This is a genomic window from Geobacter anodireducens (genome assembly GCA_001628815.1).
Classification (GTDB): Bacteria; Desulfobacterota; Desulfuromonadia; order Geobacterales; family Geobacteraceae; genus Geobacter; species Geobacter anodireducens.
The window spans coordinates 1409384-1427459 of the sequence record CP014963.1; the positions used below are offsets into that span (position 1 = coordinate 1409384).

11 protein-coding genes and 6 pseudogenes are annotated in these 18076 nt (G+C 63.2%); 15 read left to right on the plus strand and 2 right to left on the minus strand.

Annotated elements, in window-relative coordinates:
- The first annotated feature begins 113 nt into the window (after window positions 1-113).
- The 3 genes from A2G06_06410 (at window position 114) to A2G06_06420 (ending at window position 3534) form a co-directional block, all read left to right on the plus strand.
- Window positions 114-1103: a two-component system response regulator gene (locus A2G06_06410; protein ID ANA40012.1), complete on the plus strand. Its 990-nt coding sequence runs from the start codon at window positions 114-116 to the stop codon at window positions 1101-1103.
- A 209-nt stretch (window positions 1104-1312) separates the two neighbouring features.
- Window positions 1313-2950 carry a glycosyl transferase family 1 gene (locus A2G06_06415; GenBank protein ANA40013.1) on the plus strand — a complete coding sequence of 546 codons (1638 nt, stop codon included), beginning with the start codon at window positions 1313-1315 and terminating at the stop codon, window positions 2948-2950.
- A gap of 29 nt (window positions 2951-2979) precedes the next feature.
- On the plus strand, window positions 2980-3534 hold the full coding sequence (locus A2G06_06420) for a hypothetical protein (GenBank protein ANA40014.1): 555 nt from the start codon (window positions 2980-2982) through the stop codon (window positions 3532-3534).
- Window positions 3535-3626: 92 nt separating this feature from the next.
- Here the strand turns inward: A2G06_06420 and A2G06_06425 are convergent, their stop codons facing one another.
- Together A2G06_06425 and A2G06_06430 are read right to left on the minus strand one after the other, a co-directional pair.
- Complete coding sequence (locus tag A2G06_06425; protein ANA40015.1) at window positions 3627-4517, minus strand: phosphoribosylaminoimidazolesuccinocarboxamide synthase; 891 nt, start codon at window positions 4515-4517, stop codon at window positions 3627-3629.
- Between the two features lie 25 nt (window positions 4518-4542).
- Window positions 4543-6126: a peptidylprolyl isomerase gene (locus A2G06_06430; protein ID ANA40016.1), complete on the minus strand. Its 1584-nt coding sequence runs from the start codon at window positions 6124-6126 to the stop codon at window positions 4543-4545.
- 202 nt (window positions 6127-6328) lie between these two features.
- Between A2G06_06430 and A2G06_06435 the strand changes: the two genes are divergently transcribed.
- The 12 genes and pseudogenes from A2G06_06435 (at window position 6329) to A2G06_06490 (ending at window position 18066) form a co-directional block, all read left to right on the plus strand.
- Complete coding sequence (locus tag A2G06_06435) at window positions 6329-7372, plus strand: rod shape-determining protein (GenBank protein ANA40017.1); 1044 nt, start codon at window positions 6329-6331, stop codon at window positions 7370-7372.
- A 107-nt stretch (window positions 7373-7479) separates the two neighbouring features.
- Window positions 7480-8634, plus strand: coding sequence for a glycosyl transferase (locus A2G06_06440; GenBank protein ANA40018.1), 1155 nt, complete (start codon window positions 7480-7482; stop codon window positions 8632-8634).
- The gene (locus A2G06_06445; protein ID ANA40019.1) at window positions 8631-9200 is read left to right on the plus strand and encodes a phosphoheptose isomerase; all 570 of its coding nucleotides are present in this window, start codon (window positions 8631-8633) and stop codon (window positions 9198-9200) included. Before A2G06_06440 ends, A2G06_06445 begins: the two co-directional genes overlap by 4 nt.
- A pseudogene (locus A2G06_06450) lies at window positions 9197-10146 on the plus strand (hypothetical protein). The gene A2G06_06445 and the pseudogene A2G06_06450 overlap by 4 nt, the downstream one beginning before the upstream one ends.
- A 7-nt stretch (window positions 10147-10153) precedes the next feature.
- Window positions 10154-11625: pseudogene (locus tag A2G06_06455) on the plus strand (bifunctional heptose 7-phosphate kinase/heptose 1-phosphate adenyltransferase).
- A 3-nt stretch (window positions 11626-11628) separates the two neighbouring features.
- Window positions 11629-12204: a D,D-heptose 1,7-bisphosphate phosphatase gene (locus A2G06_06460; GenBank protein ANA40020.1), complete on the plus strand. Its 576-nt coding sequence runs from the start codon at window positions 11629-11631 to the stop codon at window positions 12202-12204.
- A gap of 81 nt (window positions 12205-12285) precedes the next feature.
- Window positions 12286-13187 (plus strand): annotated as a pseudogene (locus A2G06_06465) (glucose-1-phosphate thymidylyltransferase).
- Window positions 13177-13664 (plus strand): annotated as a pseudogene (locus A2G06_06470) (dTDP-4-dehydrorhamnose 3,5-epimerase). Before A2G06_06465 ends, A2G06_06470 begins: the two co-directional pseudogenes overlap by 11 nt.
- A gap of 81 nt (window positions 13665-13745) precedes the next feature.
- A pseudogene (locus A2G06_06475) lies at window positions 13746-14569 on the plus strand (rod shape-determining protein MreC).
- Window positions 14562-15046, plus strand: a pseudogene (locus A2G06_06480) (rod shape-determining protein MreD). Before A2G06_06475 ends, A2G06_06480 begins: the two co-directional pseudogenes overlap by 8 nt.
- Window positions 15043-16962, plus strand: coding sequence for a penicillin-binding protein 2 (locus A2G06_06485; protein ID ANA40021.1), 1920 nt, complete (start codon window positions 15043-15045; stop codon window positions 16960-16962). The pseudogene A2G06_06480 and the gene A2G06_06485 overlap by 4 nt, the downstream one beginning before the upstream one ends.
- Window positions 16963-16965: 3 nt before the next feature.
- Entirely contained in the window at window positions 16966-18066 is a 1101-nt protein-coding gene (locus tag A2G06_06490; GenBank protein ANA40022.1) for a rod shape-determining protein RodA, read from the plus strand.
- Window positions 18067-18076: the final 10 nt, after the last annotated feature.

Here is an 18076-nt window from a genome sequence, read left to right on the forward strand (position 1 = left end):
CGCCCATTGATGAGGCTGTCGTGAAAAAACATGTTGTGCTTGGTTCCGACTCCGGATCCTGGCAATGAGAGAGGAGGAGGGGGTGGATCTGGTTTTCGAGTGGAGGGGTGTGCATGAGTGTTAGTATCCTGTTCGTGGATGACGAAGAGCATATCCTCACATCCCTGGTGCGGCTCTTTGCCGGCACGGGAATGAACGTGCTGCGGGCCGGGAGTGCGGTCGAGGCCCTGCCGCTCTTCGAACGGCATGAGATTGCGGTGGTCGTGGCGGATAACATGATGCCAGGCATGCGGGGCGTGCAGCTTTTCAGCCGCCTGAAAGACAGTGCCCCCCAGGCGGTAAAGATCCTGATGACGTCCTACGCCGACCTTCCCTCTGCCCTTGAGGCGATCAACCGCGGCGAGGTGTACCGGTTCGTGGTCAAGCCGTGGGATAACGATGAACTGGTGGCGATAGTGGAGCAGTCAGTGCACCGCTATCTGACCCTCTCCACCCTTGCCCGTGAGGACGAGGCGGTTATTCAGGGCCTGGCCCAGACCATCGAGTTGAAGGATCCCTACACCCGGGGTCACTGCGGCAGGGTTGCCTCCTACGCCCTGATGATTGCTGACGAACTGCGGCTTTCTCAGCAGATGCTCAAGGACATCCGCTACGGCAGTTGGCTCCACGACTGCGGCAAGATCGGGGTGCCCGAGACGATCCTCAACTTCGGCGGCCCCGTGGCGGCCCGCGAGTTCGACACCATCAAGAAGCACCCGGTCTGGGGGGCTGAGGTGGCCAGGCAGGCGCACTTGGCAACGACGGTCGTAGAGATCGTGCTTCATCACCATGAGCGCTTTGACGGGGACGGCTATCCCCAGGGGCTTGCCGGAGAGGCGATCCCCCTGGCGGCGCGGATCGTCGCCGTTGCCGATGTGTATGACGCGCTCACCACCGAACGGCCCTATCGTCGGGCCTACAGTTGGCAGAAGGGGATCGAAATCCTCCTGTCAATGAAGGGGAATGCACTTGATCCCGCACTTGTGGATTGCCTGGTGGACGCTCTCAAGAAAAGGAAATTGCTGCCGGACGATTGTGGGGGAGGAAACCGGAGCCACGGGTGAGTTCCCGGGAAAAGGCCCGGTCCGGGTGCCGTCCATCGTTAGCGGGAACCCCGTGTCAGAGTCTGTGCCCGGCCGTCAGTGACGCGGCCTGGAGCGGCTGTCCGCGACCGGACCGCCGCTTCATGCGTCCTGCCGCACCTCAAAAAACAGTTGTCACCCCGTGCCGGTCGTGATAGGTGAAGCACTTCACTTTTCCGGCAGGAGCGGCAATGATCCATCTATCGAACATCACCAAACAACACGGCACCCAGCTTCTGTTCCGCGACGCCAGCTTTCAGATCCTCCCCGGCAGCCGCACCGGCCTGGTGGGCCCCAACGGCGCCGGCAAGACGACCATATTCCGGATCATCACCGGCGAGGAGGAGGTTGACGCCGGCGAGATCACCTGCGCCAAGCGGACCTCCATCGGTTATTTCTCGCAGGACGTGGGGGAAATGGCCGGTCGCACGGCCCTGGAGGAGGTCATGGCGGTCTCGGCCGATACCGTGCGCCTGGCGGCCGAGCTGAAGGCGATGGAAGCGGCCATGGCCGAGCCCATGGACGATGATGCCATGGCGGCCCTGCTGGAGCGGTACGGCACCGCCATGGAGGAGTTCGAGCACCGGGGCGGCTACGACCTGGACACCCGGGCGCGGACGATCCTGACCGGGCTCGGCATCGGCCCGGACCGCTACGACCACCCGGTGGAATCCTTCAGCGGCGGCTGGAAGATGCGCATCGCCCTGGCCGGCATCCTGACCCTGCAGCCCGATGTGCTGCTTCTGGACGAGCCCACCAACCACCTGGACGTGGAGTCGATCATCTGGCTGGAGGAGTGGCTGGCCGGGGAGTTCACGGGGGCACTGCTCATGACGAGCCACGACCGGGACTTCATGAACCGGATCGTGACGCGCATCATCGAGGTGGCGGACAAGACCGTCACCACTTACGGCGGCAACTACGACTTCTACGAGCGGGAGCGGGACATCCGCCGCGAGCAGCTGCTGGCCAGTCACAAGCGCCAGCAGGAGATGCTGGCCAAGGAAGAGGAGTTCATCGCCCGCTTCGCTGCCCGGGCCTCCCATGCGGCCCAGGTCCAGTCACGGGTGAAGAAGCTGGAAAAGATCGACCGGATCGAGATCCCGCCCGAGGAGCGGGTGATCCGGTTCGAGTTCAACGAGCCCCCCCGCAGCGGCGACGACGTGGCCGTGTTCAACGGGCTCGCCAAGAGCTGGAGCCTGCCGGGAGGCGGCGACAAATCGGTCTTCAGCGGCGTGTCCGGCGTGATCCGCCGCCAGAACAAGATCGCCGTGGTGGGGGTCAATGGCGCCGGCAAGTCCACCTTCCTCAAGGTTCTGGCCGGCCGGACCGAACCCACTGACGGCAGCGTGGCCCTGGGCGCCAATGTGTCCCTGGGCTACTTCAGCCAGCACGCCATGGAACTGCTCGAGCCCCAAAAGACCGTGTTCGAGACCGTGCAGGACGCCATGCCCCTGGCGACCATCGGCGTGATCCGCAATCTGCTGGGAGCCTTCCTTTTCTCGGGCGACGCGGTGGACAAGCGGATCGAGAACCTCTCCGGCGGCGAGAAGAGCAGGGTGGTGCTGGCCACGCTCCTGGCCCGGCCCCTCAATTTCCTGGTGCTGGACGAGCCCACCAACCACCTGGATATCCGTTCGCGGGAGATTCTGCTCGATGCACTGCAACACTTCACCGGCACCGTGGTGCTGGTGAGCCACGATCGCCACTTCCTCCGGCTGCTGGTGGACCGGGTGTTTGAGATCGACCACGGCGAAATGCGGATCTACGAAGGAAATTACGGCTACTATCTCGAAAAGTCGCAGCAGCTGCACCAGGCGGCCTGCTGAACTCGCCGGCCCCCAAGGAGCATCTTGCCATGGCCCTGCCGTCCACTGTTCATCGCGCCGTCATCCAGCTTTCGCACGTGGACCGCGGCATCTACGAAACCTTGCAGACCACCCTTGCCCGGCATCCGTCAGAGACGGCGGAGCGGGTAGTCTTGAGGCTGCTTGCCTTTGCCCTCTGGTACGAGCCTGAACTGACCTTCACCAAGGGGATCTGCGCCGGAGACGAGCCCGACCTGTGGTGCAAGGGGCCCGACGGCCGGGTGACGCTCTGGGTCGAGGTGGGAACGCCGGACCCGGAACGGCTGCTGAAAGCGTGCCGCCATGCGGAGCGGGTCGGTCTCCTGGCCTGCGGCCCGAACAGGTTCCGCTGGGATGCACAGTATCTTGCCCGATTCAACGCGGTTCCGAACCTGACCGTTCAGGGGATCGAGTATGCCGTGGTCGCCCAACTTGCAGCCGGCCTGGAACGGAACATCTCCTGGGAGCTGACCGTTACCGACGGCACTCTCTACCTGACAACGGGGGGAGAGACCCTGGAGGCCGTCCTGGAATCGCTGGCCGGTCCGGCCCCGGTCGCCGGCTGACTCTTCGTCCTCTTACATCCCGAGCCGGAAAACACGAAACCCCGACGCAACGGCCGGGGTTTCGTGTTTTTGATCTGGTGGAAGGGGTCGGGTTACTTGCCTTTTCCGGTGAGCCGCACCAGGGCTTCCATGTACTTCTCGCCGGTCTTGCGGATGATTTCCTCGGGCAGGGGCGGCGCCGGCGCGGTTTTGCCCCAGTCGAGGGTCTCCAGGTAGTCCCGCAGGAACTGCTTGTCAAAGGAGGGCTGGGCGCCGCCCGGCTTGTAGCTGTCCTTGGGCCAGAAGCGCGAGGAGTCCGGGGTCATGCACTCGTCGATGATGATCAGTTCGCCGTTGTAGATGCCGTACTCGAACTTGGTGTCGGCGATGATGATTCCTTTGGTGTCGGCGATGTCCCGGGCCCGCTTGTAGATGGCGATGGTGACGTCGCGGATCTTTTCGGCCAGTTCACGCCCGATCAGCTCCACGCACCTGTCAAAGGAGATGTTCTCGTCATGCTCCCCCAATTCCGCCTTGGTGGAGGGGGTGAAGATGGGCTCCTCCAGCTTGTCGGACTCCACGAGGCCGGCCGGGAGCGTGATGCCGCAGATGGCGCCGGTGGCCTTGTAGTCCTTCCAGCCGGAGCCGGAGATGTAGCCGCGCACGATGCATTCCACCGGCAGGGGCTTGGCCTTCTTGACCAGCATGGACCGGCCTTCGAGCTGGGCCGCATACTTCTGGCACTCGGCCGGGAAGTCCTTCACGTCGGTGGAGATGATGTGGTTGGGGATGATGTCCTCCATCTGGCGGAACCAGAATGCGGAGATCTGGGTGAGGACGTACCCCTTGTCGGGAATCGCCTCGTTCATGATGACGTCGAAGGCCGAGATCCGGTCGGTGGTGACGATGAGCAGCGCGTCGCCCAGATCGTAAATGTCGCGTACCTTGCCGCGGCCGGCAAGTTTCAGGTCGGGGAAATCGGTCTTGAGCACCAGTTCTGCCATGGCTAGAATCTCCTCTTGTTAATGGTCAGATGTCCTTGAGGGCGGGGTTGATCTCGATCTTCGCCTTGCTCCGAAGCTCTTCGATCCACTTGCGGTATTCGTCGTCCTGCTTGCGCGGCAGGATCTCCTGCTTGATCTTCTCCTTTTGCGCAGCAAAGTTGGCGGCGTTCAGCTCGGTGCGTTCCTTGAGGCGGAAGGCAATCCAGCGGGCGCCCACCCGGATCGGCTCCTTGGGGGCCGGCGCCGCGGTGGTGAGCGTGAAGGCTGCTTCCATGAGTTCCGGCGAGGCGCCCACCGTGGGGACGCTGCCCTTGGCGTCGAAGGCGAAGGAGCCTGAATCCCGGAGCGTGAGCCCGGTCGAATCACCCTTGGCCAGCTTTGCCTGGGCCTCTTCGGCCTTCTTCTTCGCCAGATCCACGGCCTTCGCTGCCCTGGCCTTCTCTTCGACCTGGGCGCGAATCTGGGCCAGGGGCGGCACTTCGGCGGGCTTGCGCTCCTTGAGCTTGATCAGGTAGATTCCCTTTTTCGTTTCCACGGGGCCGCCCAGTTCACCCTCCTTGAGGAGGAAGGCCCGGCGGATCAGCTCGGTTTCGCCGGCCAGGGCCGGTGCGGGCTGCTGGGCCGTGAACAGGGCGGTTTCTTCCGTCCTGGCGCCCAGGGCCCGGGCAACGGCGCCGATGTCGCCGGTTGCCTTGTTCTTGTTGACGGCGTCGGCGGCCAGTTCGTAGGCATGTTGACCGGCCTTGAAGCGCCGGGCGTCCTCCCGGACCTTCTCCTTGACCTCGGCCAGTGGGAGGATGCCCGCAGGTCCCTGGTAGCGGTCGATGTTCTTCTGGTACCAGGCCTGCATGTCGGCCTCGCTCACCTCAAGGCCGCCCACTTTCAGGGGGTCGACCATCACGTAGGTGATGCTGATTTTCTCCGGGGTCTTGAAGTCGTTCTGGTTTTGGGCGAGAAAGTCGGTGATCTCCTGGTCGGTGAGCTTGATCTCTCCCTTCACGTCGTCGGGGGAGAACGATACGTAGGAGAGCGCAAGCCGGTCGTTGCGCTTGCGGAAGAGCTCGTGGGCCTCGTCGTCGGTCACCGTAGCCCGGGACTTGATCTTGTCCTGGGCCTTCTTGATCATCAGCTCTTCCTTCTGGCTTTCCTCGAATTCCTTGGGAGCGATCCTGTTGGCCTTGAGGACCTGCACGTACTGGTTGAAGCTGAAGGCTCCGTTCACCTGGAACGAGGGCATGGCGGCAATGGCCTGCTGAACATCATCCTTGCTGACCTTGATTCCCATGTCCCGGGCGGCGTTGCGAACGAGCGCACCTTCGACGAGGGTGTCGAGGGCCTGTTTCTTGACGTTGAGCTGCTTTTCCAGTTCCGGGGTGAGGGCGGGACCGTAGAGCTGGACGTAGATGTCGCGCAACCGGTAGTAGGTCCGCTGGAAGTCCTCGTAGCTGATTGTGGTTCTGTCGACCTTGACGGCGTAGCTGGAGGGTGTCAGCTTGCCTTCTCCCTTGCCCCATACCAGGAAGATGGTACCGATGAAGGAGAGAACGATGACGCCGAAGACCACCTTGATGATGGGGGACTGCTTGTACTTCCTCATGATGCCGAGCATTGGCGGGGACTCCTTTGTGCCGGATGGATTCGGATGCGCCGTGGAAACGACGGGTCCGAATACTACTATAAGTACCCATGGGAACGCAACATGATTACACTATCCAGCGCTTTTCCCCCTTGCACGCGGGATGGGTTTCTGCTACGATTCAGCGCTTCAAAAACGTCATTCTCCTCTGCATGCGTGAAAGGATTCATAATCCATGCTCAAGATATTCGACAGCCTTTTCGGCCTCTTTTCCAATGACCTGGCAATCGACCTCGGCACCGCCAACACCCTCGTCTACTTGAAGGGGAAGGGGATCGTGGTGCGTGAGCCCTCCGTGGTGGCGGTTCAGAAGACCAACCTGGGCCAGCAGAAGGTGCTGGCAGTGGGGATGGAAGCCAAGAAGATGCTCGGCCGCACGCCGGGCAACATCACCGCCATCCGCCCCATGAAGGACGGCGTCATCGCCGATTTCGACATCACCGAGGAGATGCTCCGCTACTTCATCCACAAGGTACACAACCGCAAGACCCTGGTTCGCCCCCGGATCGTCATCTGCGTCCCCTCGGGGATCACCCAGGTGGAGAAGCGGGCCGTCAAGGAGTCGGCCGAGTCGGCCGGCGCCCGTGAGGTCTATCTGATCGAGGAGCCCATGGCGGCGTCCATCGGCGCCGGCCTCCCCATCACCGAGGCGAGCGGCAACATGATCGTAGACATCGGCGGCGGCACCACCGAGGTGGCTGTCATCTCCCTGGCGGGCATCGTGCTCACCAAGTCGGTGCGGGTCGGCGGTGACAAGATGGACGAGGCCATTGTCCAGTACATCAAGCGCAAGTACAACCTCCTCATTGGCGACCGCATGGCCGAGATCATCAAGATCGAGATCGGCGAGGCCTATGCCGCCGACGAGATGCGGACCATGGAGGTCAAGGGGCGGGACCTGGTGTCCGGCATTCCCAAAACCACCGAGATCAATTCCGACGAGATCCGCGAGGCCCTGTCAGAACCGGTCAACGCCATCGTTGACGCCGTCAAGATCTGCCTGGAGCGGACCCCGCCCGAACTTGCCGCGGATATCGTGGACCGGGGTATCTTCCTGGCCGGCGGCGGCGCCCTCCTGCGCAACCTGGACATGCTCCTGCGCGAAGAGACGGGGCTGCCGGTCTTCATCGCCGACGATCCCCTCTCCTGCGTGGTTCTCGGTTCCGGCAAGGTTCTCGACGAACTGAACCTGCTCCGCCGGGTCGCCGTCAGCTCCTGACCGGATTCCGTCACCGGAGCGCACTCACTTTGTCCGCGCGGCTGCACCTCACCCCGATGTGCGGCCGCGCCCTCATCCCCACTAGCCAGTCACACGGCAGCATTCCGATGGCATCCTTCACCGTCGACATACTCGTTCCCGTCTGGAACCGTCCCGTTGAGACGCGCACCTGTCTCGTGTCACTCGTGGAGTCCGCTCCGGAAGCCCGTCTCGTCCTGATCGACAACGGCAGCGACCGGGAAACCGAACGTCTCCTGGAAGAATTCGCCGAACGGCTCGGCGACCGGGCCCTGCTCATCAGGAACGACACCACCCGCGGCTTCGTGCCGGCGGTGAACCGCGGCCTGTCCCGGGCTGAAGCCCCCTTCGTGGTGATCGTGCGCAATACCACCGTTGTGGCGCCCGGCTGGCTCGAACCGCTGGTGGAACTGGCAACGGCACGGCCCGAAGCAGGCCTCGTGATTCCCCTCTTGGCCCAGGAAACCGGCACCCCCCGTCGCGGCAGGGTAAAGCCCGCCGCGACGGTGACCGAGATTTCCCACGGTTCCTTTGCAGCCATGCTGATCCGTCGGTCCCTGTTCGAGCGCTTGGGCGGCTTTGACGAAGAGCTGGACGGCGATCTCTGGTGTCTCAGGGATTACTCCCGCCGGGCCCTGGCCGGAGGGTGCCTGACCCTGGCCGCCGAAGGCGTGCCGGTGGTCTTCCGGGATGAGGTGTTGCTCGGCTCGCCCGCCCGGCGCCAGGAACTGGTCGGTGCCAGCGCCGCAAGGGTGGAAGCCCGCTGGGGCCGCGAGGCTTCGTTCCTCGTCTATTTCCCTGCCGACGCTGACCCGGAGGTCGTGCGTACCCGGTTCGGCGTGCTGCTGCGGGCGGCCCGCATGGGGCATCGCGTTACCGTGGCCATCGGATGTAAGCTCAGGCGGGCGGTTTCTGCCGCAGGGCTCGGTTCCCTGCACCGCAGCATCGTCGTGGAAGAACTGCCGCGCTTTTTCGTCCCGTCCGCGCTCCGCAGGGTTGCGGAGCGGTACGCGGCAGAGGGGAGCGACCCTGTCTGCGTGGCGGGGATCGACGGCATCGATCTGCCGGGAGGGATGTCCTTCCGTCCCTTCGCCTGGTTCGAGGGGGAGGTAGGTGCCAGTGAAGAGGTGCTCTACCGGCGCGACGGGGAGGGAAATCCGGTGACAGCCCCGGCCGATTGCGTTACAGTAATGCTTTCCGAAGCAGCCCGTCAGGGGGATGAGCGGGAGGAGGTGGCCCAGTGATAGACGACATTACGGCACAGCTTCGCGCCGGCCGGCAGGTTCTGGAGGCGCTCGAACGGGAGCTGGCAGACCGCATCGCATCGTTCGCGAAACTCCTTGCCGACTCTCTGGCGGGAGGGCGCAAGCTCCTCGTCATGGGGAACGGCGGATCGGCCGCCGATGCCCAGCATTTCGCAGCGGAGATCGTCGGGCGCTTCAAGCTCGAGCGCCGGGGGCTGCCGGCCGTGGCGCTGACCACCGATACCTCCATCCTCACCGCCATCGGCAACGACTATGGCTTTGACGCCATATTCCGCCGCCAGGTGGAAGCCCTGGCCGATGAGGGGGATGTGGTGGTGGGGATCTCCACCAGCGGCAATTCCCGCAACGTTCAGGAAGCCCTGCTCCTGGCCCGGGAACGCGGCTGCCGCACCGTGGGGCTCCTGGGCCGGACCGGCGGTTCCATCCGCGATATCGTGGAACTGGATCTCACCGTGCCGAGCGCCGACACCCCCCGCATCCAGGAGGGGCACATCGCCATCATCCATATCGTCTGCGACCTGGTCGAAAAGAGGCTGTTCCCATGAAATACCGTCCCGTGGACCTTTCCGGAGTCACCACCTATCCCCTTGCCGAACGGAAGAACAAGGTGAGCATCCGGCGCGATTTCGCCGGACCGGTCACGCCGGGGATGAGTGTGGCGGATCTGCTCCGGTCCCTGCCGAACCAACTGGGGGCAGAGGCCCTCACGGGGGTCATCGGCGCCGTGGTCTCGGCCCGGGAGAAGGGAAAGCCGGTTATCCTGGCCATGGGAGCCCACGTCATCAAATGCGGTCTCCAACCGGTCCTGAAGACGCTGGTGGAAGCCGATGTCATCACCGCGGTTGCCTGAACGGCGCCGGGTCCATCCATGACTACGAGTTGTCGCTCATCGGCGAGACGAGCGAGGATGTGGGGGCGGTTCTCCACTGCGGCACCTTCGGCATGGCCGAGGAGACCGGCAGCCACATCAACCGGGCCCTCAGGGATGGTGTCGCCCGGGGCCTGGGCTACGGCGAGTCCGTGGGACGGTTCATAATCGAGAACAATAATCCCTACCGCACGTCGAGCCTCCTGGCCACCTGCGTGGAGCGCGATATCCCGGTGACGGTCCACGTGGCGGTCGGCACCGACATCATCCACCAGCACCCCGAGGCGGACGGCGCGGTCATCGGCGAGGCCACCTTCAGGGATTTCCGGTTGCTCACCTCGGTGGTGGCCGATTTGGGGGACGGCGGCGTCTACCTGAACGTGGGAAGCGCGGTGCTTCTGCCCGAGGTCTTCCTCAAGGCTCTCTCCATCGCCCAGAATCTGGGTCACCACGTGGATCACTTCTCCACCGCCAATTTCGACATGCAGCAGCACTACCGGCCCCTCCAGAACGTGGTGAAGCGCCCCACGTCGGGCAAGGGGCGGGGCTACACCATCACCGGCCACCACGAGATCATGATCCCGCTCCTGGCGGCGGGCATTCTGGACCGGATACGGGGGTAGGGGAGCCATGGAGCGCAAGAGCGTCGAATCTCTCTTTGCCCATGCCGGGACGATCAACGCCCTGGTCATCGGCGACCTGATGCTGGACCAGTACCTGTGGGGCAAGGCCGAGCGGATTTCCCCGGAAGCGCCGGTTCAGGTGGTGGACGTGACCCGGGAGGAGATCCGGATCGGCGGGGCCGGCAACGTGGCCAACAACCTGGTGGCCCTCGGCTGCCGGGTGAGCGTGGCGAGCGTGGTGGGGGGGGACGAGAACGGCACCATTCTCCTCCATGCCTTTTCCGGCAAGGGGATCGACGTGACCGGCATTGTGGAGGACCCGTCGCGCACCACCAGCCGAAAGACCCGCGTTCTCGCTGCCAACCAGCAGATCGTCCGGATCGACCGGGAATCACGGGACGAGATCGGGCCGGACAACGAACAGCGCATCATCGATTACCTGAACGCCCACGGCGGCCGTTTCAACGTGATCCTTGTGTCGGACTACCTCAAGGGGGTTTTAACCCCGACGCTCCTGGCCGAGGTGATCACCTATGCCCGCAGGCGCGAAATCCCCGTGGTGGTTGACCCCAAGGGGAGCGACTACACGAAATACCGGGGCGCCACGGTCCTGACCCCCAACCGGAAGGAGGCGGAAGCGGCCTCCGGCATCGCCATCCGCGACGAGGAGAGCCTCTGCCGGGCCGGCGAGCGCCTTCTGGAGACGGCCGACCTGACCGCGCTGGTCATCACCCGGAGCGAAGAGGGGATGTCGCTCTTCCTGCGGGGCGGCCAGGTGGTGCATATCCCCACCTATGCCCGCGAGGTGTTCGACGTGACCGGCGCCGGCGATACCGTGCTGGCCGTGCTCGGCATGGCCCTGGCCGGGGGGGTCGGTTTCGCCGACGGGGCCCGTCTGGCCAATGTGGCGGCCGGCGTGGCAGTGGGAAAGGTGGGCACGTCCACGGTATCCCCTGCCGAGATTGTCGGATCCGTGGGGTTCCAGCACGGGGAGGGAGACGCCAAGGTCAAGAACTTGGATGCCCTCGCCGTGATCATCGCGGCGGAAAAGGCGCGGGGCAAACAGGTGGTGTTCACCAACGGCTGCTTCGACCTCCTGCACGTGGGGCACGTCAAGTATCTCCAGAAAGCCCGCGGCTTCGGCGACCTGCTCGTCCTGGGACTCAACAGCGATGCCTCCATCCGGCGGCTCAAGGGTGAAAAACGTCCCCTGATCGGCCAGGAGGAGCGGGCCCACATCCTTGCGGCCCTGGACTGCGTCGATTATGTGGTTGTCTTCGATGAAGACACGCCGCTCACCCTGATCGAGACTCTCAGGCCGGCGGTGCTGGTCAAAGGGGGCGACTACACCTCGACGGGGTAGTGGGGCGCGAGGTGGTCGAGTCCTATGGCGGCCGGGTGGAGCTGGTGGCGTTCGTGGACGGCCGCTCCACAACGAACATCATCGAGAAGATCCTGAAAGCCTACGGCGAGGAGTGACCGGTGACGGGTGGCAGGCGCGCCGTTTTCCTCGACCGGGACGGCACCATCAACGTTGAAAAGGGCTATGTCCACCAGGCCCATGAATTCGAGTTCATCCCCGGCGCCCCCGAGGCGATCCGGCTCCTCAACGGGGCCGGTTTTCTCGTGGTGGTGGTGACCAACCAGTCGGGGGTTGCCCGCGGATACTACGACGAGGAGGCGGTGCACCGGCTCCACCGTTTCATGGATGCCGAACTGGCCAGGGATGGCGCCTTCGTCGACGCCTACTACCTCTGCCCCCACCATCCCCACCACGGGGTGGGACCCTATCGCATCGAGTGCTCCTGCCGCAAGCCCCTGCCGGGGATGCTGACCGGCGCCGCTCGGGACATGGGCATCGATCTGGCCCGCTCGTACCTGATAGGCGACAAGGTGTCCGACGTGGAAGCCGGGCTCGCCGCGGGCTGCACCTCCCTGCTCGTCCTCACCGGGTACGGCGACGGCGAGGTGCCCCGGGTTCCCGACGGTGTCCTGGCCTGCGCCGACATCCTCGCCGCGGTCCGCCGGATCATTGACCTGGAGGGAGATAGCGTTTGACGCTATTTTGCCCGCTGTGCTATAACCGCTGATTTAAAGAGATGTTTTCGGTGTCGAGGACACCGAGGTTCAGGAGAGTCCATGGCCATTTCCAAGGGAATCATACTTGCCGGCGGAGCGGCAGCCGTCTCTATCCCCTGACGCTCGTCGCCAGCAAGCAGCTCCAGCCGGTCTACGACAAGCCCATGATCTACTATCCCCTTGCCACGCTCATGATGGCGGGGATCAAAGACATCCTGATCATCTCTACCCCCCACGATACCCCCCGCTTCCAGTCGCTCCTGGGAGACGGTTCCCGGTGGGGGATAACCCTTACCTACAAGGTGCAGCCCGAACCCAGGGGAATCGCCCAGGCGTTCCTCGTGGGCGAGGATTTCATTGCCGGCGACCCGGTCTGCCTGATCCTGGGAGACAACATCTTTTACGGCAAGATGGGGCTCGACCGCCTGGTGCGGGATTTCACGACGGGCGCCTGGATCTTCGGGTACTACGTGAACGACCCCGAACGCTACGGCGTGGTACAGTTCGACGGCCACGGCAAGGCGGTCGGCATCGAGGAAAAGCCCGCCCATCCCAGGAGCAACTATGCCGTCCCCGGCCTCTATCTCTACGACGGCCGGGTGGTGGAGATCGCCCGAAACCTGGCGCCGTCTCCTCGCGGGGAGCTGGAGATCACCGACGTGAACCTGGAATACCTGCGGCGGGACGAGCTCATGGTGGAAAGACTCGGGCGCGGCATTGCCTGGCTCGATACCGGAACCCACCAGAGCCTGCTGGAGGCATCCCACTTCATCGGCACCCTGGAGGCGCGCCAGGGATTGAAAATCGCCTGCCTGGAGGAGATCGCCCTGCGCATGGGGTTCATCGACTGCCGCCGGATGGCCGAGATTATCGCCGAGACTCCCACGTCGTCCTACCGGGACTACCTGACCCGTATCTACAATGAAACCGAACTGTGCGGAGGTGCCATTCATGAGCGTTAGTCCCGAGTTCACCCGTGGCAGGATCCACGACGTGGTGGTGAAGCCCCTTGCCAAATTCCTGGACGAACGGGGCTGGCTCGCAGAGTTGTTCCGCAGCGACGAGACCGATACCGAGACCATGCCGGTCATGGCCTACGTCTCCATGACCCGACCCGGCATTGCCCGGGGCCCCCACGAGCATGTGGACCAGACCGACTGGTTCTGTTTCATCGGTCCGTCCAATTTCAAGGTCTATCTCTGGGACGCCCGGCCCGGTTCGCCGACCCACGGCGTGAAACAAACACTGTTCGCCGGGGTCGATGCGCCCGTGGCCGTCATCGTGCCGCCGGGCATCGTCCATGCCTACAAGAATGTCGCAGCGGTGACGGCATCGTGTTCAACGCGCCCAACAGACTGTATGCAGGAGAGGGCAAGGCCTCGCCGGTGGATGAGATCCGGCACGAGGACGTGGCAGAGTCTCCCTTTATCCTGGACTGACAAGAGGCAGGATTTACGCTGACCAGGGGGAGGCACTGCCTCCCTTGCGCTTTTGTACCCTGACGTCCGCCGCGAGTATTCATGCTGGAGCTGATCAGAAAATATCGAGTCTATATCGTGGCGGCCGTGGCCCTGCTGGCCGCGCTTACCTTCTACTCCCTGAACCTGCGCCAGAAGGAACAGGCCAACCTGTTCGAGCGGGTGGTCATCGACCTGTTCGCCCCCGTCCATAACCTGGGCTCGCGGGTCAGCACGTTTCTGGGAAGCGTCTGGAGCGATTACGTCAATCTGGTCGATGTCCGCCGCGAAAACAAGGAGTTGCGCGAATCGGTCAAGATCCTGAACGGCCGGATCATGGAAAACCGCGAGGCAATCCATGAAAACGGCCGCTTGCGGCAGCTCCTCGGCCTGAAGGGAACGGTCGGACTCCCCTCGGTGGCCGCCCAGGTCATCGGCGAAGACAACGCTCCCTGGTTCAAGACGCTGGTCATCAACCGGGGCGCCGTGGACGGCCTTGCGGAAGGAATGCCGGTGGTCGCCGCCAATGGTGTGGTCGGCCAGTTGGTCAAGGTTGCCGCTGGCAGTTCCCGGGTGCTGCTGCTCACGGACCATGCCAGCGGCATTGCCGCCGTGGTGCAGCGCTCCCGCGCCCGCGGAGTGGTCAAGGGGCAGGGGGGAGGGCTCTGCAGCCTTGAATTTTCCTGCGGGAAGAGGATGTGAAAGTCGGCGACGTGGTGGTCAGTTCCGGCATGGGGGGGATTTTCCCCAAGGGGCTGGTGATCGGTGAGGTCACCATGGTGAAGAAGGGGGAGTACGGAATCTTTCAGAACATCAACATACGCCCTGCCGTCAATATCGCCCGGCTCGAGGAAGTCCTCGTGCTGATCCCCCGGAACAATGATTAAGCTCGTTTGGTACGCCATTCTCGTCTTTGCCGCGATCGTCCTGCACGTGTCCGTGATCCCGGCGCACATCGCCGATCCCTTCAAGCCGAACCTGCTCATCCTGTTCGTGGTGTTCATGGGGTTGCGGGAAGGGCCCGCCTGGGGAGTGCTCGCCTTTGTCCTCGGCCTCCTGCAGGACTCGTTCAGCGGGCTCTACCTGGGACTCAACGCTTTTTCCTACCTGGTCATTTTCCTGTTGTTCAGCCTTGCGGCCGGGCGCCTCTATACTGACCGCCGCTCGCTCATGATCATCGGCACCTTCTCGGCAACCATGGTCAGCGGCCTGATCAGCCTGCTCCTGCTGCTCCTTTTTTCCTCTTCCCACGGCATTTATTCCTCGCTGCTCGAAGGCTGGTTCCCCAGAGCCTCGTGAACGCCCTTGCCGCCTCCATCGTCTTCACTTTCACACCCTTTGCGCGGATGGGTGACATTCGATGAACGGGCAGCGCTTCATACGCGACACCCAGGAGCCGAAGCGCCAGTTGGTCGTGCTGCTCATCGCAGTGGGGGTGTTTTTCTTCATCCTCGTCACGCGGCTCTGGTACCTCCAGATCGTCAAGGCCGAGGATTTTCAGAGCCTTTCCGAAAACAACCGGCTGCGCCTCGTGCCCGTTGCAGCGTCCCGAGGGACAATATTCGACCGCAACGGCGCGGTCCTGGTGAGCAACCGGCCTTCCTTCAGCGTTGCCGTCATCCCCCAGGAAGTCCGGGATCGCGACTGGCTGATCGAGCAACTGGTGGCACTGCTGGGCGCCGACAGGAGTGAGCTCCTCAAAAAGTGGGAAAAGGGGAAGGGGCGCGCCCGCTACTATCCCATTGTCCTCGCATCGGGGATAACCCGCGACCAGTTGGAGTTTCTGGAGGAAAAACGGCTCTGGCTCCCCGGTATCGAGATCGAGATGAAACCGGTGCGTCAGTATGAGAACGGCACGCTGGCGGCTCACCTGCTGGGCTACATCGGTGAAATTTCGGATGAAGAGCTGAAAAACCCGGCCTTTGTCGGCTACAATTCAGGCGACTACCTGGGCAAGAGCGGGATTGAACGCAGTTGGGAAGAGGTCCTCCATGGCCACGACGGCGGCCGGCAGATCGAAGTGGACGCCCGGGGGCGGATCCTGCGGACAATAGCTGAAACGCCCCCGACCGTGGGGTCGAGCCTGGTTCTGACCATTGACGCCCAACTCCAGAAGCGGGCCGAGCAAGCCTTTGGCGCCCAGGCGGGAGCTGCGGTAGTGATGGAAGTAAATACCGGGGAAATTCTGGCGTTCGTCAGCAATCCCGAGTTCGATCCATCGCTGTTCGCCGGCAGGATGCCCCCTGAAATCTGGAAGCAATACCTGGAAGACAAGCGCCATCCCCTGGAGAACAAGGCCTTGAAGGGGCAGTATCCGCCGGGATCGACCTACAAGATCATTACCGCTCTGGCGGGGCTGGAAGAGGGGATCATCGACGATCACACCACGGTTACGTGCAAGGGATCCTATACGCTTGGGAACGACACGTTCCGCTGCTGGGACAAAAAGGGCCACGGAGCGGTCGACTTGAGGCGTGCCCTTCGCGAGTCGTGCGACGTCTACTTCTATGTCCTTGGCGAGAAGCTCGGCATCGACCGGCTTTCAGCCTACGCGCAAAAGTTTGCCCTTGGCGCCCCCATGGGTATTGGCCTGGACAATGAAAAGGGAGGGCTCATTCCCACCTCAGCCTGGAAGCTCCAGCGGCACAAGACCAAGTGGTTCCAGGGGGATACGTTGAGCGCGGCCATTGGCCAGGGCTATGTCCTCATGACCCCCATCCAACTGGCGTCCATGACTGCTGCCATTGCCACGGACGGTGTCGTGTACCGGCCCCGGCTGGTAAAGCGGATCATCGACCGCGACGGAAAGGTCCTCAGGGAGTTCCAGCCCGAGATCATCACCAGGGCCGATGTCTCGCCGCGCTCGATCAGGTCAGTCAAGGAAGGGCTGTGGGCGGTGGTGAACGAGAGGGGCGGCACCGGAGGCATGGCACGAATCCCGGATGTCCGGGTCGCCGGCAAGACGGGAACCTCGCAGGTCGTCAAGCTGAGGGATACGCGCGGATATATCCCCTACCAGTATCGCGACCATGCCCTGTTCGTGGCCTATGCTCCCTATGAACACCCCGAAGTGGCGGTTGCGGTGGTGGTCGAGCACGGCGAGCACGGAGGCTCGGCGGCGGCACCCATTGCCGGCAGTATCCTGCGAGCCTACTTTGAAGGAAAGGGAGTCATTCACCGGCCGGCCAAGGATGGGAAGGGTGCCGCTGCCGGGGATGGCGGAGCCGGTGACGAGGTGCCATCCGACGAAGGGGGACAGCCCCGAGAGGCTCAGGAATAGACCATGATCGACCGACGGCTCATAACCAATTTCGACTGGATGCTGCTGGGGCTCGTGCTGCTGATCTGCGCGGTGGGCGTGGTGAACATCTACAGTGCCTCGTCGTCGTACGTTCTGTCGGGCACTCCTTACTATCTCAAGCAGATGTCCTGGATCATGGTCGGCCTCGCCATCATGCTGCTGGTCTGCAGTATCGACTATCACCTGCTGGAGGACGTTGCCTACTGGTTCTACGGCATCCTGTTCCTGCTTCTGCTGGTGGTTCTGGTCTTCGGCAGGACTTCGATGGGGGCCACGCGCTGGCTTCACCTGGGCTTCATCAGTATTCAGCCATCTGAACCCATGAAAATCATAGGGATCATCACCATGGCCCGCATCCTGGCCAATGTTCCACTGTCCGGCGGTCTGGGGCTTCGGGAGCTGGCATGGCCCGCCTTCATGATCGGCGCGCCCGCCATCCTCATCATGAAGCAGCCCGACCTGGGCACGGCGATTCTTGTCATTCTCATTGCGGGATCCATGCTCGCGTTTGTCGGTATCCGCCTTTCCGCGCTGGCTGCCGTATGCGCCGCCGCCGTACCGGCTGTCTGGCTCGGCTGGCATTACTATCTCAGGGATTATCAGAAAAACAGGGTTCTCAACTTTCTGGACCCGGAGAGGGACCCCCTGGGTACGGGATATCACATCATTCAGAGCAAGATTGCCGTGGGATCGGGTGGCCTGTTCGGCAAGGGGTTTCTTCAGGGGACCCAGAGCCAGCTCCGCTTCCTGCCGGAGCAGCACACGGACTTCGCATTTTCCGTTTTTGCCGAGGAATGGGGATTCGTGGGGAGCCTGGTGGTTCTGCTGCTGTACGTGGTGCTCATCCTGTGGGGGCTCCAGATCGCACGGCGCTGCAACGACCGCTTCGGCAGCCTCGTGGCTGTGGGCGTAACGGCCATGCTGTTCTGGCACATCATCATCAACATCGGCATGGTAATCGGCCTTTTCCCCGTGGTCGGGGTGCCGTTGCCTCTGTTTTCCTACGGCGGCACATCCTTGATCACGTCAATGACGGGTATAGGCATTCTCATGAACATAAGCATGCGGCGCTTCATGTTCTAGGAGAATGCAC

Bases quoted from the DNA above. Each gene is read 5' to 3' on its own strand.
- A2G06_06440 (ANA40018.1), top strand. From the start codon at position 7,480: ATGGCATCCTTCACCGTCGACATACTCGTTCCCGTCTGGAACCGTCCC.
- A2G06_06415 (ANA40013.1), top strand. From the start codon at position 1,313: ATGATCCATCTATCGAACATCACCAAACAACACGGCACCCAGCTTCTG.
- A2G06_06485 (ANA40021.1), top strand. From the start codon at position 15,043: ATGAACGGGCAGCGCTTCATACGCGACACCCAGGAGCCGAAGCGCCAG.
- A2G06_06410 (ANA40012.1), top strand. From the start codon at position 114: ATGAGTGTTAGTATCCTGTTCGTGGATGACGAAGAGCATATCCTCACA.
- A2G06_06425 (ANA40015.1), bottom strand. From the start codon at position 4,517: ATGGCAGAACTGGTGCTCAAGACCGATTTCCCCGACCTGAAACTTGCC.
- A2G06_06490 (ANA40022.1), top strand. From the start codon at position 16,966: ATGATCGACCGACGGCTCATAACCAATTTCGACTGGATGCTGCTGGGG.
- A2G06_06430 (ANA40016.1), bottom strand. From the start codon at position 6,126: ATGCTCGGCATCATGAGGAAGTACAAGCAGTCCCCCATCATCAAGGTG.
- A2G06_06420 (ANA40014.1), top strand. From the start codon at position 2,980: ATGGCCCTGCCGTCCACTGTTCATCGCGCCGTCATCCAGCTTTCGCAC.
- A2G06_06435 (ANA40017.1), top strand. From the start codon at position 6,329: ATGCTCAAGATATTCGACAGCCTTTTCGGCCTCTTTTCCAATGACCTG.